This window comes from Parasutterella muris, assembly GCF_009767915.1.
GTDB classification, from domain to species: domain Bacteria; phylum Pseudomonadota; class Gammaproteobacteria; order Burkholderiales; family Burkholderiaceae_F; genus Parasutterella; species Parasutterella muris.
Genome location: NZ_WSRP01000002.1, coordinates 38,711 through 58,851, shown reverse-complemented (window position 1 = coordinate 58,851; position 20,141 = coordinate 38,711). Strand labels below are relative to the sequence as shown.

22 protein-coding genes are annotated in these 20,141 nt (G+C 51.3%); 11 read left to right on the top strand and 11 right to left on the bottom strand.

Annotation, left to right across the window (positions count from 1 at the left end; all coding sequences use genetic code 11):
• The first annotated feature begins 35 nt into the window (after positions 1 to 35).
• Genes ftsY through trmL form a run of 6 tightly spaced genes read left to right on the top strand, consistent with a single transcriptional unit; the run spans position 36 to position 5,392 of the window.
• On the top strand, positions 36 to 965 hold the full coding sequence (gene ftsY, locus E5987_RS00970) for a signal recognition particle-docking protein FtsY (protein WP_160334212.1): 930 nt from the start codon (positions 36 to 38) through the stop codon (positions 963 to 965).
• Between the two features lie 6 nt (positions 966 to 971).
• On the top strand, positions 972 to 2,435 hold the full coding sequence (locus E5987_RS00965) for a Ppx/GppA phosphatase family protein (RefSeq protein WP_160334211.1): 1,464 nt from the start codon (positions 972 to 974) through the stop codon (positions 2,433 to 2,435).
• A complete protein-coding gene (locus E5987_RS00960; RefSeq protein ID WP_160334210.1) occupies positions 2,432 to 3,085 on the top strand; it encodes an ATP-binding cassette domain-containing protein in 654 nt (217 codons plus the stop codon). Before E5987_RS00965 ends, E5987_RS00960 begins: the two co-directional genes overlap by 4 nt.
• Positions 3,082 to 3,936: a cell division protein FtsX gene (locus tag E5987_RS00955; protein ID WP_160334209.1), complete on the top strand. Its 855-nt coding sequence runs from the start codon at positions 3,082 to 3,084 to the stop codon at positions 3,934 to 3,936. The genes E5987_RS00960 and E5987_RS00955 overlap by 4 nt, the downstream gene beginning before the upstream one ends.
• Positions 3,937 to 3,966: 30 nt before the next feature.
• Positions 3,967 to 4,890, top strand: a complete 924-nt coding sequence (gene rpoH / locus E5987_RS00950) for an RNA polymerase sigma factor RpoH (protein ID WP_160334208.1) — start codon at positions 3,967 to 3,969, stop codon at positions 4,888 to 4,890.
• A 31-nt stretch (positions 4,891 to 4,921) separates the two neighbouring features.
• Complete coding sequence (gene trmL, locus E5987_RS00945) at positions 4,922 to 5,392, top strand: tRNA (uridine(34)/cytosine(34)/5-carboxymethylaminomethyluridine(34)-2'-O)-methyltransferase TrmL (RefSeq protein WP_160334207.1); 471 nt, start codon at positions 4,922 to 4,924, stop codon at positions 5,390 to 5,392.
• On the opposite strand, the gene E5987_RS00940 is transcribed toward trmL, so the two are convergent.
• The 3 genes from E5987_RS00940 to E5987_RS00930 form a co-directional block, all read right to left on the bottom strand.
• Positions 5,389 to 5,961 carry an LOG family protein gene (locus tag E5987_RS00940; RefSeq protein WP_160334206.1) on the bottom strand — a complete coding sequence of 191 codons (573 nt, stop codon included), beginning with the start codon at positions 5,959 to 5,961 and terminating at the stop codon, positions 5,389 to 5,391. The two genes, trmL and E5987_RS00940, sit on opposite strands and share 4 nt — an antisense overlap.
• Positions 5,962 to 6,022: 61 nt before the next feature.
• Positions 6,023 to 6,532 carry a protein-export chaperone SecB gene (gene secB / locus E5987_RS00935; protein WP_160334205.1) on the bottom strand — a complete coding sequence of 170 codons (510 nt, stop codon included), beginning with the start codon at positions 6,530 to 6,532 and terminating at the stop codon, positions 6,023 to 6,025.
• 35 nt (positions 6,533 to 6,567) lie between these two features.
• Positions 6,568 to 7,002 carry a rhodanese-like domain-containing protein gene (locus E5987_RS00930; RefSeq protein ID WP_160334204.1) on the bottom strand — a complete coding sequence of 145 codons (435 nt, stop codon included), beginning with the start codon at positions 7,000 to 7,002 and terminating at the stop codon, positions 6,568 to 6,570.
• A 239-nt stretch (positions 7,003 to 7,241) separates the two neighbouring features.
• Here E5987_RS00930 and gpmA point away from each other — a divergent pair, with 239 nt between their 5' ends.
• Genes gpmA through E5987_RS00915 form a run of 3 tightly spaced genes read left to right on the top strand, consistent with a single transcriptional unit; the run spans position 7,242 to position 10,934 of the window.
• On the top strand, positions 7,242 to 7,991 hold the full coding sequence (gene gpmA, locus E5987_RS00925) for a 2,3-diphosphoglycerate-dependent phosphoglycerate mutase (protein WP_160334203.1): 750 nt from the start codon (positions 7,242 to 7,244) through the stop codon (positions 7,989 to 7,991).
• 6 nt (positions 7,992 to 7,997) lie between these two features.
• Positions 7,998 to 9,356, top strand: coding sequence for a murein hydrolase activator EnvC family protein (locus E5987_RS00920; protein ID WP_237178672.1), 1,359 nt, complete (start codon positions 7,998 to 8,000; stop codon positions 9,354 to 9,356).
• 51 nt (positions 9,357 to 9,407) lie between these two features.
• Complete coding sequence (locus tag E5987_RS00915) at positions 9,408 to 10,934, top strand: S41 family peptidase (RefSeq protein WP_160334201.1); 1,527 nt, start codon at positions 9,408 to 9,410, stop codon at positions 10,932 to 10,934.
• A 66-nt stretch (positions 10,935 to 11,000) separates the two neighbouring features.
• Here the strand turns inward: E5987_RS00915 and slmA are convergent, their stop codons facing one another.
• Both slmA and argB read right to left on the bottom strand, forming a co-directional pair.
• Positions 11,001 to 11,594 carry a nucleoid occlusion factor SlmA gene (slmA, locus tag E5987_RS00910; protein ID WP_160334200.1) on the bottom strand — a complete coding sequence of 198 codons (594 nt, stop codon included), beginning with the start codon at positions 11,592 to 11,594 and terminating at the stop codon, positions 11,001 to 11,003.
• 12 nt (positions 11,595 to 11,606) lie between these two features.
• A complete protein-coding gene (gene argB / locus E5987_RS00905) occupies positions 11,607 to 12,503 on the bottom strand; it encodes an acetylglutamate kinase (protein WP_160334199.1) in 897 nt (298 codons plus the stop codon).
• Positions 12,504 to 12,611: 108 nt separating this feature from the next.
• On the opposite strand from argB, the gene E5987_RS00900 reads away from it, so the two are divergent.
• Positions 12,612 to 12,818, top strand: a complete 207-nt coding sequence (locus tag E5987_RS00900) for a heavy-metal-associated domain-containing protein (RefSeq protein ID WP_160334198.1) — start codon at positions 12,612 to 12,614, stop codon at positions 12,816 to 12,818.
• A gap of 58 nt (positions 12,819 to 12,876) precedes the next feature.
• Here E5987_RS00900 and dksA read toward each other — a convergent pair whose 3' ends face one another.
• The 6 genes from dksA to E5987_RS00870 all read right to left on the bottom strand — a co-directional run bounded on the left by dksA (position 12,877) and on the right by E5987_RS00870 (position 18,690).
• Positions 12,877 to 13,326 carry an RNA polymerase-binding protein DksA gene (dksA, locus tag E5987_RS00895; protein WP_160334266.1) on the bottom strand — a complete coding sequence of 150 codons (450 nt, stop codon included), beginning with the start codon at positions 13,324 to 13,326 and terminating at the stop codon, positions 12,877 to 12,879.
• A gap of 181 nt (positions 13,327 to 13,507) precedes the next feature.
• A complete protein-coding gene (locus tag E5987_RS00890) occupies positions 13,508 to 14,632 on the bottom strand; it encodes a CobW family GTP-binding protein (RefSeq protein WP_160334197.1) in 1,125 nt (374 codons plus the stop codon).
• Positions 14,633 to 14,941: 309 nt separating this feature from the next.
• The gene (locus tag E5987_RS00885) at positions 14,942 to 16,168 is read right to left on the bottom strand and encodes a class I SAM-dependent rRNA methyltransferase (protein WP_160334196.1); all 1,227 of its coding nucleotides are present in this window, start codon (positions 16,166 to 16,168) and stop codon (positions 14,942 to 14,944) included.
• Between the two features lie 7 nt (positions 16,169 to 16,175).
• Positions 16,176 to 16,865 (bottom strand): DUF484 family protein, encoded by a 690-nt coding sequence (locus tag E5987_RS00880; RefSeq protein WP_160334195.1) that lies wholly within the window; start codon positions 16,863 to 16,865, stop codon positions 16,176 to 16,178.
• Entirely contained in the window at positions 16,865 to 17,716 is an 852-nt protein-coding gene (gene dapF / locus E5987_RS00875; RefSeq protein ID WP_160334194.1) for a diaminopimelate epimerase, read from the bottom strand. Before dapF ends, E5987_RS00880 begins: the two co-directional genes overlap by 1 nt.
• A gap of 77 nt (positions 17,717 to 17,793) precedes the next feature.
• Positions 17,794 to 18,690, bottom strand: a complete 897-nt coding sequence (locus E5987_RS00870) for a lysophospholipid acyltransferase family protein (RefSeq protein WP_160334193.1) — start codon at positions 18,688 to 18,690, stop codon at positions 17,794 to 17,796.
• Between the two features lie 216 nt (positions 18,691 to 18,906).
• Between E5987_RS00870 and metK the strand changes: the two genes are divergently transcribed.
• Positions 18,907 to 20,100, top strand: coding sequence for a methionine adenosyltransferase (gene metK / locus E5987_RS00865; RefSeq protein WP_160334192.1), 1,194 nt, complete (start codon positions 18,907 to 18,909; stop codon positions 20,098 to 20,100).
• Positions 20,101 to 20,141 lie beyond the last annotated feature (41 nt).

Below are 20,141 nucleotides of genomic sequence, written 5' to 3'. Positions count from 1 at the left end.
TTGATTACCTGAACTTTAAATGAAAAATACTCAACATGAGTGACACGAAAGAAAAAACGGGTTGGTTTGCCAGACTGAAGAAAGGTCTTAAAAAAACTCAAGTTAACCTTGTCGGCATCTTTACCGGCGGCGTTGTTGACGAAGCATTTCTTGAAGAGCTGGAGTTTCAGCTGATTGCTTCAGACGTCGGGGTGGAAGCAAGCGCGAAGATTCTGGATAGTCTGCGCGACAGAATCAAACTCAAAGGTCTTAAAACACAGGACGAAGTGAAGGTCGCGCTGAAAGAGATCATTGCGGAACTTTTGAAACCCTGCGAAGCGTCTTTAGATTTTGACGCGCACAATCCATTGGTGATAATGATGTGCGGTGTTAACGGCGCCGGCAAGACAACCACGATCGGTAAACTTGCCAAGCATTTCAGTCTCATGAACAAGCGAGTGCTTTTGGCGGCGGCGGATACTTTCCGCGCAGCGGCGCGGGAGCAGCTGGCGGTTTGGGGCGAGAGAAACCAAATTGAAGTCATCTCTCAGGACAAGGGGGATCCGGCATCCGTTGCTTACGAGTCGATCGTCAGCGGCAAAAAGAAAGGAATGGATATTGTGATGGTGGACACCGCAGGGCGTCTTCCTACTCAGACCAACCTGATGAACGAGCTCTCGCGCATTCAGCGCGTTCAGGGCAAAGCGATGGAAGGGGCACCGCACGCTTCAATTCTGGTTTTGGACGGAACAAACGGACAGAATGCGCTGGCTCAGGTGAAAGCTTTTGACGAAGCGGCCAAACTGACCGGGCTGATCATTACAAAACTTGACGGTACGGCAAAGGGCGGAGTGCTGGTCGCGCTGGCCTGTTCCAGAGAAAATCCGATTCCGATTTACTACATTGGCGTCGGAGAAACGATTGATGATCTGCAGACATTTAACGCAGATGAATTCGCAGCCGCTTTGGTCGGATTGGACAAGTAACGCAAGATGAGATTAGCCGCGATAGATTTAGGGTCCAACAGCTTCAGGCTGGAGATCGCCCGAGTAGAAGACGGAAATATTTTCAGCGAGTGCAGATGGAAAGAGACGGTCCGTTTGGCTGCAGGGCTTGATGAGAACGGGTATCTTTCTGAAGCTGCGCAGAAAAGAGCGCTGACGGCGCTTTCCAGAATTGCCGAGAAAGTGCAGGGTTTTCCGCCCGCCCAAGTACGAGCAGTCGGAACTCAGACGCTTCGAGCCGCGGAAAACTCGGCAGAGTTTTTAGTGAAGGCCGAGAAAGTTCTGGGCTATAAGATTGAAATTCTCAGGGGCAAAGAAGAGGCGCGCCTTGTTTACATGGGCTGCAGCTTTGCGCTGCCGGCTTCGGACGAGATCAGGCTTATTGTTGATATCGGCGGCGCGTCAACTGAGTGCGTGGTTGGACGCGGCCATGAAGTTTTAGACGGAGAGTCGTTCCATATCGGCTGCGTTAACACTTCCGTCTCGTTCTTTAAGGACGGCAATATCAGCGCCAAGAGTTTTAGGCATGCGATATTGGCGGCGGAATTTGTGCTGGACGGCAATGTGTCGGCCTTTACGAAGGGACATTGGTCGGAAGCTTACGGTTCATCAGGGACGGTTTCTGCGGTTTCTTCGATTCTGCGCTCGAACGGCCTGACGGACGGCACGATTACGCTTGACGCGCTTGAGGTGCTGAAAGAGAAGATTATTTCCTCCGGGCGCATTGATAATCTTCATTTCGACGGGCTGCGCGAGGACCGCAGAGAGGTACTGGCGGGCGGCGTGGCGGTTCTGCTTGCGGTGTTTAAGAAGCTGCGGATTGACAAAATGAAGGTTTCGGGCGGAGCGCTCCGTTACGGGCTACTTTATAACCTTGCCGGCCGTCAGCTGAATTCTGATCCGCGTACCGGTTCAGTCAGTGCGCTCTTAAAGCGCACGCACTCCGATGAAAAGCAGTCCGAGCGCATGGCATCCTTTTCGCTGCAGCTGCTGGGCCTTTTAAAGCCGCATGCTTCGGCGGAACAAAAACAAGCCTTGGAATGGGCGTCTCGGCTTTATGAAGTCGGCCTCTTTCTCTCTAGGAGCGACTATCATAAGCACAGTGAATACGTTATTCGCAACAGCGATTTGGCGGGCTTTTCCCGCTCCGAGCAGGAGAGAATTGCCGCTCTGGTGCTTTCGCACCGCGGGCAGCTGAGAAAGGTTGAAGCGCAGATCGAAGAAAAAAGTTTCCGTGAATTGGTCTTTGTTATTCGTTTGGCGGCGATTTTTGTGCATGCGCGGCACGACATAGCGCTGCCGAAGATGTCGCTCAGTGAAGCGGGGAAAGTTTTTGAAATTCATCTTCCCGAGCATTGGTGCAGGGAGCATCCGCTGACGAAGTACATGATTGAGCAGGAAGCTTTGGCGTGGGAAAAGGTTGGTTATCAGGTTAAGCTGAGTATGAAATGAAAGCACTCGTCAGAATGGTGAAGGTTCCGCTTCAGGGATGGAACCGTGACGGAGCTCCTCTTGTGACCATGGAGGTCCGAGAGGGAGAATTTGTCCTGCTTCTTGGAAATAACGGCTCCGGAAAATCCAGTCTGCTTAATCTTATTTCAGGTCTTTCTCTGCCCGAATCCGGAGAGGTTTTTATCAAAGGGAATGCGATATCAAGGATGAGCGAGCATCAGCTTCGGCAGTGGCGCTCCCGTATCGGCATGATTCCGTCCGATCCCGTCATACTCGAAGACTATACGATTGAAGAAAACCTTCAGCTGACTGCGCTGCTTCTGGGGAAGAGCGTTCAGGAGGCTGCGAGCAACGCGAGGGAGTGCGCAGCTTTATGCGGTTTAGAGCCGGAGCTTAAAAGAAAAGGCTCAGAGCTTTCAGTCGGCTTGAAGAAGCGTTTGGTTATCGCCCGCTCGCTGGTGAATCAGCCGGAACTCATACTGGCGGATTCTCCGATGGAAGCGCTTGACAATGACGCTCAGGAAGAATTTCTGTATATCTGCACAAAACTTGCACAGATCGGTTATCCGATCGTAATGACCTCAAGCTATCCTCTTCCATTTGAGATTCGAGCGCTTCGCGTGTTTAACCTTAACGAGGTGCAGAAATGATCTCCACTGCGGAAAGGGCCAAGCGCTCTTTAAAAACCGGGAAAAGAACCTTCTTCTTAGTTGTCGCGATTCTTTCTTTGGCGTTCTGTCTTCTCGGTCAGATGGTACTGAGTTTTTATTCTTTTTATCAGGCGCACCGCGGAGTGATGGGTGATGAGGCAACGATTTTCATCGATCCTACCCTGAATGATAAGGAGACGGAAAAACTTGTACAGAAGATTCAGAGTCTCACCCCGGCCTCTTCGATGAGAGAGATTCAGCCGGCTGACGTGTTGGAAAAAGATATTTTGAAACTGGTTGAGGCTCGCAAGAAAGTGCCGCTGATCCTTGCGCTTCAGTTTCCGGCTGATGTTTCAGTTTCAGAGATGCGCGAGCACGCCGCCGATATTAAGAAGATGAAGGGTGTAGAGGCAGTTACGGCGAATTTTGAGTGGATCGAGAAGCGTCATACGCTCAGAGAGGCGATTGCGCTGGGTATTATTGCGCTTGCGGTTCCGACTGTGCTTTTAGTGGCCATGCTGATCGTTCAGAGCAGCCTGAGACTGCGGAGCTTTATGAGCGATGAACAACGGCTTTTCGGCATGCTTGGCGCTTCGCGGTTTTCGATTTGTGCGCCTCAGATGCTGGTTGCCTTCTGGGCTTCGCTGCTTTCGTGTTTATTTGGCTCGATGCTTTTGGCCCTGTCGCTCTGGGGCAGTATCCCCCTTTTGGAAGAAGCCTTTGAAGTGAAGCTTCTTGCAGACGTACAAACCTGCGCCGCTGTGATTGCGCTGATTGCGCTGATGACTATTTTCGCGACAGTTTTTTCTTCAATGGTCGCGGCTTCCCTGACTAAGCCCCTGAAGTTCTAGTTATTAACCTTTAGCTTAGAATTGAAGGCAATGACTGCTGATAACAAAGAACCCAAGAAAAAGCCCTGCACTGCGCTGGCTCCTTATAAGCCGACGCCGTTGGCGATTCCTGACACAGGATTAGGAACGCTGGCGGATTTTATTCGGGCCGCGAACCGTGCCCCGATCCTGACGCCTGAACGTGAACACGAATTAGCGGTTAGGCTGCACGACAAAGGGGACATGGAAGCCGCAGGCGAACTGATCATGTCGCATTTGCGGCTGGTGATTTCTATTGCCCGTCAGTATCAAGGCTACGGGCTTCCGTTCTCAGATCTGATTCAGGAAGGCAATATCGGTCTGATGAAGGCGGTTAAGCGTTTCAATCCGCATAATGGCGCCCGCTTAGTGACGTTTGCCATGACATGGATCCGTTCTGAAATTCAGGACTACGTTCTGAAGAACTGGCGGCTGGTGAAAGTGGCGACGACTAAATCTCAGCGCAAGCTCTTCTTTAACCTTAGAAAGATGAAGGACGATACCAAGCTGTTGGGTTTGGACGACGCAAATCGCATTGCCGAACAGCTGGAAGTGAAGCCCTCTGAAGTTTTTGAGATGGAGCAGCGCATGACCGGCGCGGACATTGTGATTGATGAACCGAGCGGCGGGGAAAAAGACAGTGCGCCGGAGGACTGGCTCTTTGATGAAGGGGACGACCCGGACAGCAGGCTAAAGCAGGCTCGGTACGAAGAAGTGCTTAGCACAGAGCTTCCTGAAGCGGTAAAGAAGCTTGATCCTCGTTCGCGGCGTATTATTGAGGCGCGCTGGCTTTTTGACGAAAGCAAAGACAAAAAAGGCGCAACTTTGGCTGATCTGGCAGCAGAGTTGGGTGTCAGTCAGGAAAGGGTTCGTCAGCTTGAAAAAAAGGCGTTTGCCGTATTGAAGTCAGAACTGAAGGATGATGCGGCTGAGTGAAGGCGCATTTATGCGAAAGGTTTAGTTTGTCATGTTCAACATAGTGCTTATCCATCCGGAGATTCCGCCGAATACCGGAAACATTATTCGTCTGTCGGCCAATACCGGCTGTCGGGTTTTTCTTATCGAGCCGCTGGGGTTTGCGCTTGAAGACAAGCATCTGAAGCGTGCCGGGCTTGATTACTGGGAATATGCCGACATCAAGGTCTATCCCTCTTTTGAGGCCTTTTTGGCAGCCGAAGAGCCCGACAGAGCCCGCATGTTCGCAATGACGACCAAAGCGAAGCAGTTAGTCCAGAGCGTCTCTTTCGAGCCCGGGGACTGGTTTGTCTTCGGCTCTGAGGGGAGCGGCCTGCCGCAGGAGATCAGAGATTTATTTGATGCGGCGCATATGATACGGCTGCCGATGCGGCCGAAGAACCGTTCCCTCAATCTCTCCAACTCTGTCGCCGTTACGGTTTACGAAGCTTGGCGGCAGAATAATTTCGAAGGCGGAGTTTAGTCCGGCAGAGCGCCTATCAGTTTCTCAAAAAGCGCTTTGATGTTGCTGTCAAAAAAGCAGAGATCGTTGACTGTATCGCTGATAAGGCCGCAATCGATAGCGGTTTCGAAAAATTCATGAATTTTCTGATAGTACCCATCGACATCAAAAAATCCGATCGGTTTACGGAAAAGTCCGAGCTGATTATTGGTAATGACTTCGAAAGCCTCATCGAGCGTGCCGACGCCTCCCGGAAGAACGAGGAACATATCGGACTCTAGGAACATACGCTCTTTACGTTCAGCCATTGTATCGACATAGATAAGTTCTGTGAGGTTGTCCGCGGGCTTCTCTACCGAGCTTAGGAATTTCGGAATAATTCCTACAACAGGGGCGTAAAAGTCAACAGCGCTCTGGGAGACAGCACTCATCAGACCGGTATTGCCGCCCCCGAATACCAGACGGTACCCATAGCCTGCGATCAACTCTCCAACCTCTTCCGCAGAAGCGGTTAAGTCATACTCCTCTACTTCTCGAGAGCCGCAAAAAACGCCAACTGAAATTTGTTCTCTTCCATCTTTTCTTCTCATAGCAGTAAAAAATAAAAAACCGCTTCCGATTGTATCGGAAGCGGTCTTTGCAGATTAGCGTTTACTGTGCAGTATGAGCTTGCTCAGCAGCCTGCTGTTCCTGCATTCTCTGAGCGAAATAGGCTTCAAAGTTAATTTCGCCGAGGTAAACAGGGGGCATACCTGCGCGTGTCAGCAGGTCGCAGACATTGCTGCGGAGGTACGGATAGATGGTTGTCGGGCAGGTGATGCCGAGAACCATTGTCTTGTGTTCTTCTTCAAATCCTTTCATGAGGAAGATACCTGCCTGCTTGCATTCGACAAGGAAAACCGTTCGGTCTTCGTTATTGATTTTGGTTGTCGCGGTCACTGTAGCGCGAACAACGACTTCATACAGATCCGGCTGGCTCAGAGCGGACTGGGCAACTTCGAGCTGGATATCGACGTGCGGCGCTTCAGGAGCAAGGAAGATCTCTGGAGCGTTGGGCATTTCAAGGGAAGCGTCCTTCAGATAAATACGCTGGATAGCGAACTGAGGGCCCTGATCCTGAGCAGCTGCTTCAGGAGCTGCGTTTGTTTCGTTTTCTGCCATTTTTGTTTCCTTTTCAAGGGTTAAATGATGGTTAATTATTTCTTGCCTTTACGGCCGCGTTTGGAAATTTCAAGGCCGGTGAGCGGAAGCTTGGCGGCCTGCCAGGCGACAATGCCGCCGTCAAGTGTATAGACCTCAGAGAAGCCTTTTCCCTTGAACTGTTTCAGTGCCTGCTGTGCTCTTCTGCCATTTTGGCAAACGAGAATGACCGGACGATTCTTATCAAGAGAATCGAGTTTGGCGATCAAGTCAGCAGCCGGAATGTTTACTGAGCCTGCCAAAGTTCCTTTGGAGAACTCACTCGGAGTTCTGACATCGACAAGCTGAGCGTTTTTATCGTTCACCTTGATTACGACGTCTGCGGGATTAAGGCCGGCGTTTCTGGACTTGGATAAGGAAGGGAACGCGAGAAGGATTGCTGAACCGATAAACGTGATGATCAGCAGAATATTTTCAGTAATAAAATCCATTTTGTTGGTAAATAAAATTAGCCCGATCGGTATCGCGGATTCCCGCCTTACGGAGCCGGCAATCAAACAAATAAGGCATTCTATCAAAACGATTCTTTTGATTCCATAGGAAATTGCGGACTGACCGTAAAAAGGCGCCTGCCAAGGACGATTTATTCTCGCTGCGGCGGTCGAGTCTTTATCTCTATTGCCTCCCCGACTGATACAATCAAGGTTTACGATCGATTTCCGGAAAGATTATGTACAAAATTGTTTTGATGAGACACGGCGAAAGCCAGTGGAATTTAGAGAATCGATTCACGGGTTGGGTTGATGTCGATTTGACGGAAAAAGGCCGTCAGGAAGCGGCAAGGGCCGGAGAGATTCTTAAAGCCGAAGGTTTTGAATTTGATCTTTGCTATACATCGGTTTTAAAACGCGCCGTACGCACCCTCTGGATTGCGCTGGACAAGCTTGACGCGATGTATCTGCCGGTTATTAATGACTGGCGCCTGAACGAACGTCATTACGGAGCGCTTCAGGGACTGAACAAAAAAGAGACAGCGGCAAACTTTGGAGACGAACAGGTTCTGATCTGGCGCCGCTCTTATGACGTTCCGCCGCCCGCACTGACCAAGGATAATCCGATGTGGCCGGGTTTTGACCGTCGTTACAGCGCTGTTAATCCCGATACGCTTCCGCTCACAGAATGTCTGGCCGATACGGTGGCCCGTGTGGTGCCCTATTGGGAAAACGAAATCGTCCCCAACATTAAAGCCGGAAGAAAGATTCTGATTACTGCGCACGGCAATTCACTGCGTTCCCTGATCAAACATTTGGACAATGTTTCCGACAAAGATATTGTTGGCGTCAATGTTCCGACCGCAACGCCTCTTGTCTACGAACTGGATGAAAATATGCGTCCGATCCGCAGCTACTATCTTGGCGATCAGGAAGCGATTAAGCAGAAGATGGCTGCTGTTGCTGCTCAGGGCAAGTCTCAAAAATAACTCTTGATGCACGCACGCTCTTTGCTGGTCATTGCGCTCGTGAGTGCCGCCGCTTTGTGTGCGGCGGCTCCGAGCGCTTTTGCCGTTCAGTCTTCATCAGCGAAGGCTGCTGTGCAGAAGACTCCGGTCAAAAAGAAGAATGCTATCAAGCCGGCTGTGAAGAAAAAGGCGGCATCATCGAAGTCTTCTAAAAGCGCTCCAAAACGCCGCACTGCCGCGAAGAAGGTCGGAGCTGTACCGGACAGCATTGACGCGGCTCGCGCCCAGCAGCAGGAAACTCAGGGCAATATTGAGAAGATTCGTTCTTCGATTGAATCGACCTCTCAGGATCGGGAAAAGATTCGGTCAGAGCTGAAAAAATCCGAAACAGAGATTCGTGCCGTTCGGCAGAAGCTCAGAACGATTCGTACGCAGCGAAGCAAAGCCGAGCGCGAACTCGGCGCACAGAAGCGGCGTGTTGTCAGTCTGGAAAGTGAATTGGCGCTTGAGCAAAGAGCGCTGGAGAGCATCAATCGGCAGAGAGTTGAGCTGCAGACGCAGACGAAGAGTCCAGGTTGGGCTTCTTCCGATCCGAATCAGGCGATGAGACGGGAAACAATGCTGCAGATTCTGGCTAAGCGTTCTCAGGAATCCATCAAGCGTCTTGAAAAATCACAAAAGGCGTTGAACAAGGCACTGGCGGATTCGAAGCGCACTGGCGACAAGCTCAATAAAATGCTTTCAGCCGAAAGGGAAGAGCAGACGCGTCTGAATAAGGAACGGAGGGAGCGGCAGAGAACCGCAGCCAAGCTCGATCGTGAACTTATTGTTCTATCAGGCAGTCTGCAGAAGCTGAAGAAGGATGAGGCCAGATTGGGGAACCTCATAACTAATATTCAGAAGCGTGAAGCGGCGAAGCAGTCCAAAGCGCTCGCATCTGCTGCGCATCGCAAAGCCCCAGATTCTTCAGGAACCGCTGCAGCGAAGGTGCAGCCGACAGCAGCGGTCGGTTTGATCTCGCCCGTTCAGGGCGACGTTGCGGCTCGTTACGGCCAGAAACGCGGCAGCGACGACAAGATGGGAACCTGGAAGGGAACGCTCTTCAGTGTAACCGGGGACAAGCCGGTGTATGCGGTTCGCGGCGGAAAGGTCGTGTTCGCTGATTATTTGAAGGGCTATGGAAACCTGCTGATCATTGATCACGGAAAGGGTTACTTCTCTGTTTACGGCAATAATGCGGAGCTTGAAAAGGACATTGGAGATTCCGTCAGGAGCGGCGAAGTGATTTCTCGGGTCGGCAAAGGTTCCGGGTCAGTCTCGGTTCTTTATTTTGAAATGCGTCACAATGGGAAACCAATCGATCCGACAGGATGGATAAATCTTTGATAATCTTTTTAAACTCTTACTAAAAGAACAACTGATTTCTTAAATTATTTTATGAAAAACATGTTTCGAGGATTGCTTCTTGTTTCCGGCGGAATGGTCGCGGGTGCTTTGATCAGCGCCTCTCTGGCCGGTCCAGCCAAGCAGGGAGCCTCAATACTCCCTCTGGATGAAATCCGTCAGTTCACGGATGTTTACGGGGCTGTAAAGCAGTTTTACGTTGAACCGGTAGAAGATAAAAAGCTGATGAAGGAAGCGATTTCCGGCATGCTGTCCGGACTTGATCCGCATTCGGCTTTCTTAGACGAAGAAGCCTACAAAGATCTTCAGGAAGGGACCGCCGGAGAATTTGGCGGCCTGGGTATCGAAGTCAGCGCAGATCCGTCCGGCGTGAAGGTGATTTCGCCAATCGACGATACGCCTGCGGCGAGAGCGCATATCCGAGCAGGCGATATTATTTTCAAGATTGACGGCAAACTGATTAAAGACCAATCGCTGAATGATTCCGTCAAGATGATGCGCGGCAAGCCGGATACCAATATCGAGCTTTCGATCTTGAGAAAAGGTTCTGCTGGCCCGATTAACATCAAGCTGACCCGAGCGATTATCAAAGTTCAGTCGGTTAAATCCAAACCTCTGCCCGACGGTATGGGATACGTCAGAATTTCTCAGTTCCAGGAAAGAACGAGCAGTGATTTAGCTAACGCTCTGGAGTCTCTGAATAAGAGCGGCAATCTGAAGAACGGTTTGGTGCTTGATCTGCGCAACGACCCGGGCGGACTGCTCAATGCTGCGATCGGAGTCTCTGCGGCTTTCCTGCCGAAAGGTTCATTGGTTGTATCGACCAAGGGGCAGATTGAAGACGCAAAGAAGGAATACATAACTTCTCCGAAAGACTATCAGGTTGTTCGCGAAGACGCCGCGGTGGAGAAGCTTCCTGAAGTCACCAAGACGATGCCGATTGTTGTGCTGGTGAACGGCGCGAGCGCGAGCGCCAGTGAAATTGTTGCCGGAGCGCTTCAGGATCACAAGCGCGCAACGATCATGGGCACTCAGTCCTTCGGTAAGGGATCCGTTCAAACCGTGATTCCGATGCGCAGTGAAGGGAAGAAGACAGCGATTAAGCTGACGACAGCTCGTTACTTTACGCCGAGCGGCCGCTCTATCCAGGCCAAAGGCATTTCTCCGGATGTTGAAGTAAAAGATACGGCCGAAGGCAATTTCCTTGACTTCGATATTCGCGAAGCGGACCTCTCCAACCATCTGGAAGTTCCGGAGGATAAGGCCGCCAAAGATGCCAAGAAGGCTTCTGAAAAACCGAAGAAGGCCGAGGCACCGCTTCCTGTGAAGACAGATGCATCCGGCATTACCGAAAAGGTAGAACCGGTGAAGGCGAAGTCTGAAACGGTGAAGAAGCGTCCGAAGTTCTATCGTTACGGCGACGCTGATGATTATCAGCTGAATCAGGCGATCGATTATCTCAAGAAGGTTGACAAGGAGCAGGTATCGAAAAATGCCAAAGCTTCTGTGATTGAGCTTGAGAGCGGTATTAAGATGAAAGTGGAGCCTGTTAAGAAATAACAGTTCTCTAAGCGGAAAGCCTGGGTTTAGCCCGGGCTTTCGTTATCTGATTGCCGCAGAAGCGTTCTATCCGGCAAGGACGAGCGCGAGTTCCGAGTCGGTATAGGCATCTTTTTCAGAAGGATCCTGCTTGATGAATCTCAGCCAATGGCCAAGCAGCAGGGAGAGCAGAAATGAAGCGCGCTCGGCCGCATCAGCCGAAGCGGAAATTTCTCCCTGGGCGGCCGCTAGTTTGAGCGACTGTTTAAACGCGATCTGAATGTAGCCGTAGATCTTATTGATGTTTTGCTGCAGTGATTTATCTTCGAGCGCGAGCGCCTCTCCGCACAGGAGAGAGATCAGACCCGGTTCGGCGCTGCGCAGGGATAAAAGCAGCTTATAGAGCGTTTTCACCTGATCCGAGCCGGAAGCGTTTTCAGACACAATCTTATTGATCCACGAAACAATAAAATTTTCCGCGTATTTAATGACTTCTCGATACATCTCGGCTTTTCCGGGGAAATGCCGATAAAGGGCGGCCTCAGAAATGCCGAGACGATGTGCGAGCGTTTTGGTTGTGATGTGTTTGGATTCGGACTCGCTGATCAGGCTGACGAGCGCTCTGAGAATTTCCAGTTTGCGCTCGGCGCCGGTTTTTCTTTTACTTTTCTTTTCTTCCATCTCTGTTTGATGCTAATTTGCTCTGATCATGGTTCCGACACCCTGAGGCGTCAGGATTTCCAAGAGGAGGCAGTGGTCAACCCGTCCGTCGATAATGTGGACAGCCTTGACTCCGTTTCTGGCCGCCTGAAGAGCGGATGAGATTTTCGGATACATTCCGCCTGAGATTGTTCCGTCGGCAAACAGAGCGTCAATTTCTCCGGAAGAAAGACCGGTAATGAGGTTTCCTTCCTTGTCGAGGACGCCCGGGGTGTTAGTCAGCATGACTAACTTTTCTGCGTGAAGAACTTCTGCGATTTTTCCGGCGACTACGTCTGCGTTGATATTGTAGGAAAGTTCATCCTCGCCGACTCCGATCGGAGAAATAATCGGGATGAAAGCGTCATCCTGCAGAGCTTTAACGACGGACGGATTAACGGATTCGATTTCACCGACTCGGCCCACGTCGTAAAACTTTGTGGGATCCTGAATATCCTGCAGTTTAAGTTTTCTGGCTTTAATGAGCCCTCCGTCCTTACCGGAAAGACCGACAGCCTGACCTCCGAAGCTGTTGATGAGTGTTACGAGATCGCCCTGTACCTGTCCGGAGAGCACCCATTCCACGACTTTCATTGTTTCGTCGTCAGTGACGCGCATACCCTGTATGAATTCGCTTTTTTTGCCGACCCGGTTTAAAGCCTCGCCGATCTGCGGGCCGCCGCCGTGGACGACGACAGGGTTCATGCCGACTAATTTCAGCAGAACGACATCGCGGGCGAAGGCTCTTTGAAGGCGTTCGTCGGTCATTGCATTGCCGCCGTATTTAATGACGATTGTTTTGCCGTGAAATTTTTGGATAAACGGGAGGGCTTCCGACAGTATCTCTGCTTTCAGCTGAGCCGGAACGGATTTTGTGCTGAGGTTTGTCATTGATTTCTTCCAACAAATCGGGCTGTAAGTTATTGGCGGTTCTGAATAGTATCACTTCGGAGCGCTAGAATCGCAACACGAATAATCCATTATTGGAGGTCTAAAACGATGGAACAAAGTTTTGAGTTAAGCGGTGTCCACTGCATGCATTGTGTTGCCCGTGTCAAGAAAGCACTTGAACCTCTTGCGGAAAAAGTTGAAGTTACGCTTTCCCCCGCGATCGCAGTTCTGACAGTTAAAGAACCCGTATCAACGGAAAAAGTCAACGAGGCCCTTTCAAAGGCCGGAGATTACTCTGCTCAGCCTCTGAACTGATTTTCGTACTTTTGGACAAAAAGAAAACCGGATGTCTTTTGGGCACCCGGTTTTTTTATTAGTTGCCGTAGAGCTTCTGACGAAGTTCTCTTCTCTGCTGAGCCTCAAGCGAGAGCGTTGCGGTCGGGCGGGCGAGAAGACGAGGAATACCGATCGGATCGCCGGTTTCTTCACACCAGCCGTATTCGCCGTTTTCGAGTCGGCGCAGCGCCTCCTGAACTTTTTTAAGGAGCTTGCGTTCTCTGTCACGGGTTCTCAGCTCAAGTGCATGTTCTTCTTCGATCGTGGCACGGTCTGCCGGATCGGGAACAATGCTGTTCTCGCGCAGATGTTCGGCTGTCTCGCCGGCGTTGCTGCGAAGCTGAGCTTCTCTTTCTTTGAGCAGGTGCTTAAAGAAAGCCTGCTGAGCCTCGTTCATGTAGTCGGATTCAGGCATGTTCAGAAGTTCTGCCTGAGTCGGAATAGTAATTCCGTCGACGACAATCTTTTCTCCGGTCTGGGAGCCCATCGTCTTTAACAGATACTCAGCAGCCTTCTGCGCAGCCTTTTCGCTGGTTTTTGCGTCCGTTCCGTTCTGATCGGCCTGTACAAGAGGAGCGAGCTCAGCGGCTTCTTTGAGCGCTTTTTGAGCAGCAGATTTACGTTTAGTCGCCATGTTTCTTCTCCCTAGCGGTTTTTAGATGAGTTAATTAAACCAAGCAGGTTTCGAGTCCCTGCAGAATCGCCTTTTTAGGCAGGCGGCGGCCGATGAATACAATTTTGTTTGTCGGTTTCTGATCACCCCAGGGCTTGTCCAGATCAGCAGCCATCAGCATATGCACACCCTGGAAAATCATGCGTCTGTCGGTTCCGGTCATATACAGCACACCCTTGTAGCGGAGCATGTCCGGACCGTATACCTGTGTCAGAGTCCGCATATAGCTGTCAAGCCGAGCCGGATCGAACGGCTTGTCGGATTCAAATACGAACGCTGCGATTTCGTCATCATGACGCGGATGATGATGGTGATGACCGCAGCTGCATGTCTCTCCCTCCTCGTGATGATGTCCGCAGCTGCACTCTCCGTCGTGGTCGTGATGATCATGATTGTGGTCGTGATCGTGGCCGCAGCAGCAATGATCGCCATGATGGTGGTGTTCGCCTTCTTCCTGAGCCTCCTTGAGGAAGTCCGGGTCGAGCTCGAGTGCAGCGTCAAGGTTGAAACCGTGAATGTCGAGCACTTCGCGGATGTCAACATTGCCCATGTTGCATTCGATAATCGGAGCGCGCGGGTTCATGCGGTGCAGACGCGCGCACAGATCATCAACAATTTCCGAGTCGACCAGATCGACCTTGGAAAGAAGGATGCGGTCGGCAAATCCAACCTGAGCCTGTGCGGGCTCCTGCTCATCAAGAGTACGTCCTCCGTTCAGAGCGTCCACGACGGTGATGATTCCATCGACCATATAGAATTGGCTGACTTCTTCATCCATGAAAAACGTCTGTGCGACAGGGCCCGGATCAGCCAATCCGGTCGTCTCAATAATGACGCGTTCGAACTGTGCTGAGCCTTCTTTTTTCTTTTCCATTAAACGAATAAGGTTTTCAGCCAAATCACCGCGAATCGTGCAGCAGATACAGCCGTTATTCATCGTGATGATTTCTTCGTCCTCATTGCGAACCAGAAGATCGTTGTCGATGCTTTCTTCGCCGAATTCATTTTCGATGACGGCGATTTTCTGTCCGTGTTCCTCAGTAAGGATTCTGTTGAGAAGCGTCGTTTTTCCGGCGCCAAGAAAGCCGGTGATGATTGTTACCGGAATCAACTTGTCCATAGCTCCCCCTTAATCGTTTGAACAAAATAGAAAAATCTTTGAGGCCATTTAATTTGAACAGTGGGTTATACAGCAACATTCTTATTAATGCAAGAGTTAAAAAACCAAGCTGAGAAAACCAAATTTAAAACAAGTCCCAATCCTTAAGAAAACCGATTCAGCCGCTTTAGTTTTCAGGGCTTAAGGAAAGAGAAAACTTAAATTGAGCCGGTGTTTTAAACGAATTAGGTATTTTCCATGTCACTGAGCTTTACAAAAAAACAGGCTCGAAATTTTGTTTATCAAGCCTGAAAAAAGCGTTTGTCAGAATTAAGCCGGACCTCTGGAGAGCAGATGAAGACCTTTCAGGTATTCTCCTTCCGGGTGAGTCATCAAAAGCGGGTGATCCATACCTGCGCCAAGACGCTGAATCATCCATGCGTCCACTTTGGAGTCAATGACGGCGCCGGCGATAATTTTCTGGAAGAGGTCCACGTCAATGGCGCCGGAGCATGAGAAAGTCAGCAGATGGCCGTCATCGCCAAGGATGCGCAGCCCGTTAAGGTTAATGTCTTTGTACGCTCTGGCGGCTTTCTCAACATGGTGGTGGCTGGAGGCGAATTTCGGAGGATCAAGAATGACCAGATCGAACTTCTCTCCCTCATCGCGGAATTTCCGTAGCGCTTCGAAAACATTCGCTTCGATCCATTTCATACTGCCGTCGTCAAAGCCGTTTCGCTTGGCATTTTCTTTAGCCATGGTCAGCGCATCTGCTGAGGAGTCAATCGAGACAACTTCGTCGGCGCCGCCCGCTTTCAGCGCCAGAGAAAAGCCGCCGGTATAGCAGAAGCAGTTCAAAGCCCTCAGGCCCCTGCCGTGTTTACGGCGGAACGCCTCGGCAAGTTTACGGGCGAGCAGACGGTTGTCGCGCTGATCCACATAAAAGCCGGTTTTATGTCCTTTGCGTACATCCACGCCGTATTTGATCCCGTCTTCAACGATTTCGACTTCTTCGGGCGGTTCGTTCCCTTCGAGTACTTCCTTGCGCTCTGGCAGGCCTTCTCTGGCGCGTGTTGCCGCGTCAGAGCGGTCATAGACCTCGGAAATACCGGTGTGCCTGACGATCGATTTGCCGATTTCAGCTCTCCAGTATTCGACCCCGGCAGACTGGAACTGCGTCACGATCTGGTTGTTGTACTGATCGACGATGAGTCCGGGCAGAAAATCAGCTTCGCCAAAGATCAGACGAATCGCGTTTGTTCTGCTGCGCAGAGGTTCTCTTGCGGCGATCGCCAGACGGATTTTTTCATCAATCCAGTTTTCGTCGATAACGTCGGTTTCGTTAAAGGACCAGCAGCGGGCGCGCAGCGCGGACTCCGGAGAGAATGCCGCCCATGCTAGGAAGTTCTTTTTGCTGTCCTGGACGCGAACGGTCTGACCGCTCTTGGGACGTCCGGATGCAGACGCGACTCCGGTCGCATACACCCAAGGATGACGGCGCAGCAGGGCGCGTTCTTTACCGGGTTTCAATGTAATAGTAGCAATAGACTGTGTCATTTGAGTTTCATTCGGTAAGTGGAGCGAGGGCGGCCTCGCAGACTCGGGAAGCGCCTCTGAGGAACGGCTCCCGCTGAGCTGCGGAGAATTTCTTTTCGTCGGGATCGCAAAGACAGATAAGCCCGAAGGCTTTGCCGTCCTGTTTCTTCAGCGGAAGAAGAAGAACTCCGCGCGTCTCTGACGGATCTACCTTGAGCCATGCGGCGATCTCATCTCCAAAATTTTTCCCGGCAAAGGGGCCTTCCATTTGCGCAATGGACTCCTCAATCTCCGGTCCGAGACGCTCCGCATAGGGGAAGAAGGCAAAATTTGGACGTGCCGGCCAAAGTCGAATTAATCCGTACGAAGCGTCGAAGGCATTCTTGAAGAACTCGAGTGCCGTATCCGGAAGTCCGATATTGTCTTCGCAGGCAAGCAGTGAAATTGCCAGATCCAAAACGGATTCGGTGTCTTTTGCTTCTGAAAGCGCCTTTTCCCGAAGCTTATTTTCCTCTTCCCGAACTTCCATGGTCGTGAGCGTTGCCCGAAGAACTTCGTTCTGGCACTCGATAATAGAGCGTGTACCCTCCCGATTTTGTCTCGGGAAGCTCATATGAGAGAAGACGTCGGGGTGGCGTCGAAAGAAATCCGGGTTGTCCGTCAGGTAATCGATGACAAATCGGACAGCTTTCTGATTATCTTCAAGTGAGTAGTTCATTAAAGTTCGATCTCGCTGTCAAATAGGTAAACGGCAGGGCCGATAAGTTCAACGTTTTCACCTTCTCCTTCCCACTGAAGCGTCAGATCGCCGCCTCGGTTGTGAAGCGTTACGGGTGATTCCATGAACTGAGCGTGAATGCTGGTGACTGCGGCCGCGCAGTTCCCGGTTCCGCAGGCGAGTGTTTCTCCGGCACCTCGTTCCCAGACCCGAACTTTGCCTTCATGGGGATTCATGATTTCCAAAAAGCCGACATTGACGCGACGGGGGAAGGCCGGATGTTTTTCGATAAACGCGCCGAGCTCAGCAACCGGCGCGCCGGCAGCGTCGTCGACAATGATCGTGACATGCGGATTGCCCATTGAGCTGACGGAGAACCACCAGAGTTCGCCCTTGAAGCGGATTGCCCACTGAGGCTCACCATTTACTTCTCTTGTCGGCAGTCCGGCGGGATTAAACGGAAGGTCTGCCGGGGTAAAAGACGGCATTCCCATATTGACTTTGACCGTTCCGTTATCGAGCAGTTCGGGCTCAATGACGGATTTCATCGTTTGGACGCGGATTTTTTTCTTGTCCGTCAGTTTTCTTTGGCTGACATATTTAACGAAGCAGCGCGCGCCGTTGCCGCACTGTTCGACCTCTCCGCCGTCTTGGTTAAAGATTCGGTATTTGAAGTCGACAGAGTTATCATCGGGTTTTTCAACAACCAGAATCTGATCGGCACCGACGCCAAAATGGCGGTCAGCCAAATGTCTCAGCTGCTTTTCTGTGAGGGAAAACGGTTTTTCAGTGCAGTCAAGCACCACGAAGTCGTTTCCTGCTCCGTGCATTTTCGTGAATTTAATTTTCACAGCGTCCTCAACGGATAGTTAATCTCATCATTCTACTAATGCGTAAGCGCAATCCGCGTATTTTTCGCAATAGCAGCCTAATAAACAGGCGGTTCTCCCTGCGGCCGCGTTTTAAAGCGGCGATGTGTCCACAGATATTGGTCCGGATGTCTGAGGATAAATTGTTCGAGTTCCCGATTGAGGCGTTCGGTGTCCGCGACGGGATCATCCGTCGGAAAATTCTCAAGCGGGTCCGACAGATGCATGATGTAGCCCTCGTCGGTTGTTTCAGCGATGCCCCAGATCACTTTTGCCTTAGTCAGCTTTGCCAATTTAGAGACCATGGGCAGTGTCGCGGCCTGAACTCCGAAAAACGGGACAAAGACGGAATTTCGTTCTCCGTGGTCCATATCGGGAAGGTAATAAAAAGGCAGGGGCTCACGAATGACACGGATGACTTGTTTCATCGCGGAGTTGGATTTTGGAATCAGGACCGGATCGGAGAATCGCTTGCGGGCGTCATAAGCCCATTTATCCCAAATGGGGTTGGACTGAGTCTGATAAAGCGAAGCGCCGCGTCTGAAGGTATTGATTGCGATACCGCCCGCATCCAGACCGACAAAGTGCGGGGCGACAACGATAAGCGGACCCTCATCACACAGTTCCAGGAATTTCTCTTTTCCGGTGAATTTGACCATTGCCTGTACCTGCTCGGCGCTTCCCTTGGCCAGTACGCTGTGGTCAAGCGCGGCACGCACGAGGTTCCTGAAGACTTGTTTCGCTGTGGCTGTGCGTTTTTCTTCGGTCCAATCCGGGAAACACAGCCTGAGGTTTGTAAGGGCGATATGGCGTCGGCGCGCAAGCACGTACCAGGTGACCGTGCCGAGGAAATCGGCCAGAGCGGTCCGCGAGGACTGCTTCCAGCTGACCATCGAGTTCACAATCCCGACACAGGTGCGGGAAATGATTTGATTAAGTGCAGATTTCTTCGCCACGTCAGTCCTTAAGATAAAAAAATGTTAATTTGCTAAATTTTCTTTCCAAGCTAGGGTATTGGACTTGAAAAGCCGATGCTCGAAGATTATAGTGCTGAGTTCGCCGAGTTAAAGGACAACTTGCGGGGCGATATCGAAATTCCGCTAAAGCGTCCGGAAGCGTGCTTCCGCGACGCTGTCTCCTTTGGTTAAATTTTTATTGGAGTACAGCAAGACATGAAACAATCCGCCAAAGAATATCTTTTTACCTCCGAGTCTGTGTCGGAGGGACATCCCGATAAAGTAGCCGATCAGATTTCCGATGCGATCCTTGACGCCATTTTGGAACAGGATCCGACGGCACGCGTTGCGGCTGAAACACTGTGTACGACCGGCACTGTGATGCTGGCAGGCGAAATTTCCACGACAGCCAATGTGGATTTTCCCTCAGTGGTTCGCAACACGCTGAAGAGAATCGGCTATGACGACAGCAGCTACGGCATTGATCATAAAGGCTGTGCTGTTCTCGTCGCCTTTGACAAGCAGTCTCCCGACATCGCGCAGGGTGTTGATTCCGCGCAGGACGATCCTTTGGAAAAAGGCGCCGGCGACCAAGGTCTGATGTTCGGCTACGCCTGTGACGAAACTGACGCGCTGATGCCTGCTCCGATTTATTACGCTCATCGCTTAGTTGAACAGCAGTCTTTGATGCGCAGAACCGGCGAAATGCCTTACCTGCGTCCGGATGCCAAGAGCCAGGTCACGATGCGTTATGTTGACGGTCGTCCCGTCTCGGTAGAAACCGTGGTTCTTTCTACTCAGCATGCGCCTGATATGAGCGACGGAGACAAGATGAAGCCCGAATTCATCGAAGCCGTGATTGAGAAGATTGTGAAGCCGGTATTTCCTCCGGAAATGCTTCGCGACACCAAGTATCTGATCAATCCGACAGGCCGCTTTGTAATCGGTGGCCCTCAGGGCGACTGCGGTTTAACCGGCCGTAAGATCATTGTGGACACCTACGGCGGTGCCTGCCCGCACGGCGGCGGTGCCTTCTCCGGCAAGGATCCGACCAAGGTTGACCGCTCAGCTGCCTACGCATGCAGATACGTGGCTAAGAACATCGTTGCCGCAGGACTTGCCAAGCAGTGCCAGATTCAGGTCGCTTATGCCATCGGCGTTGCCAACCCTGTGAATATCACTGTTTATACCGAAGGTACCGGCGTCATCCCTGATGAAAAGATTGCCGAACTCGTCCGTGAACATTTTGATCTGAGACCTGCAGGCATCATCAAGATGCTTGATCTGCAGCGTCCGATCTACTCTAAGACTGCCGCATACGGTCATTTCGGCAGAGAAGAGCCAGAATTCACTTGGGAAAGAACGGACAAAGCAGAAGCGCTGCGCAAAGCTGCCGGCTTGGCAGACTAAAATTTCGCGATAAGCGTTCAGTGGGAGGCGGACGAAATCCG

What these genes read in the sequence shown, in the direction of transcription:
- ftsY (WP_160334212.1), top strand. Translation starts at nt 36, where the DNA reads ATGAGTGACACGAAAGAAAAAACGGGTTGGTTTGCCAGACTGAAGAAA.
- E5987_RS00965 (WP_160334211.1), top strand. Translation starts at nt 972, where the DNA reads ATGAGATTAGCCGCGATAGATTTAGGGTCCAACAGCTTCAGGCTGGAG.
- E5987_RS00960 (WP_160334210.1), top strand. Translation starts at nt 2,432, where the DNA reads ATGAAAGCACTCGTCAGAATGGTGAAGGTTCCGCTTCAGGGATGGAAC.
- E5987_RS00955 (WP_160334209.1), top strand. Translation starts at nt 3,082, where the DNA reads ATGATCTCCACTGCGGAAAGGGCCAAGCGCTCTTTAAAAACCGGGAAA.
- rpoH (WP_160334208.1), top strand. Translation starts at nt 3,967, where the DNA reads ATGACTGCTGATAACAAAGAACCCAAGAAAAAGCCCTGCACTGCGCTG.
- trmL (WP_160334207.1), top strand. Translation starts at nt 4,922, where the DNA reads ATGTTCAACATAGTGCTTATCCATCCGGAGATTCCGCCGAATACCGGA.
- E5987_RS00940 (WP_160334206.1), bottom strand. Translation starts at nt 5,961, where the DNA reads ATGAGAAGAAAAGATGGAAGAGAACAAATTTCAGTTGGCGTTTTTTGC.
- secB (WP_160334205.1), bottom strand. Translation starts at nt 6,532, where the DNA reads ATGGCAGAAAACGAAACAAACGCAGCTCCTGAAGCAGCTGCTCAGGAT.
- E5987_RS00930 (WP_160334204.1), bottom strand. Translation starts at nt 7,002, where the DNA reads ATGGATTTTATTACTGAAAATATTCTGCTGATCATCACGTTTATCGGT.
- gpmA (WP_160334203.1), top strand. Translation starts at nt 7,242, where the DNA reads ATGTACAAAATTGTTTTGATGAGACACGGCGAAAGCCAGTGGAATTTA.
- E5987_RS00920 (WP_237178672.1), top strand. Translation starts at nt 7,998, where the DNA reads ATGCACGCACGCTCTTTGCTGGTCATTGCGCTCGTGAGTGCCGCCGCT.
- E5987_RS00915 (WP_160334201.1), top strand. Translation starts at nt 9,408, where the DNA reads ATGAAAAACATGTTTCGAGGATTGCTTCTTGTTTCCGGCGGAATGGTC.
- slmA (WP_160334200.1), bottom strand. Translation starts at nt 11,594, where the DNA reads ATGGAAGAAAAGAAAAGTAAAAGAAAAACCGGCGCCGAGCGCAAACTG.
- argB (WP_160334199.1), bottom strand. Translation starts at nt 12,503, where the DNA reads ATGACAAACCTCAGCACAAAATCCGTTCCGGCTCAGCTGAAAGCAGAG.
- E5987_RS00900 (WP_160334198.1), top strand. Translation starts at nt 12,612, where the DNA reads ATGGAACAAAGTTTTGAGTTAAGCGGTGTCCACTGCATGCATTGTGTT.
- dksA (WP_160334266.1), bottom strand. Translation starts at nt 13,326, where the DNA reads ATGGGCTCCCAGACCGGAGAAAAGATTGTCGTCGACGGAATTACTATT.
- E5987_RS00890 (WP_160334197.1), bottom strand. Translation starts at nt 14,632, where the DNA reads ATGGACAAGTTGATTCCGGTAACAATCATCACCGGCTTTCTTGGCGCC.
- E5987_RS00885 (WP_160334196.1), bottom strand. Translation starts at nt 16,168, where the DNA reads ATGACACAGTCTATTGCTACTATTACATTGAAACCCGGTAAAGAACGC.
- E5987_RS00880 (WP_160334195.1), bottom strand. Translation starts at nt 16,865, where the DNA reads ATGAACTACTCACTTGAAGATAATCAGAAAGCTGTCCGATTTGTCATC.
- metK (WP_160334192.1), top strand. Translation starts at nt 18,907, where the DNA reads ATGAAACAATCCGCCAAAGAATATCTTTTTACCTCCGAGTCTGTGTCG.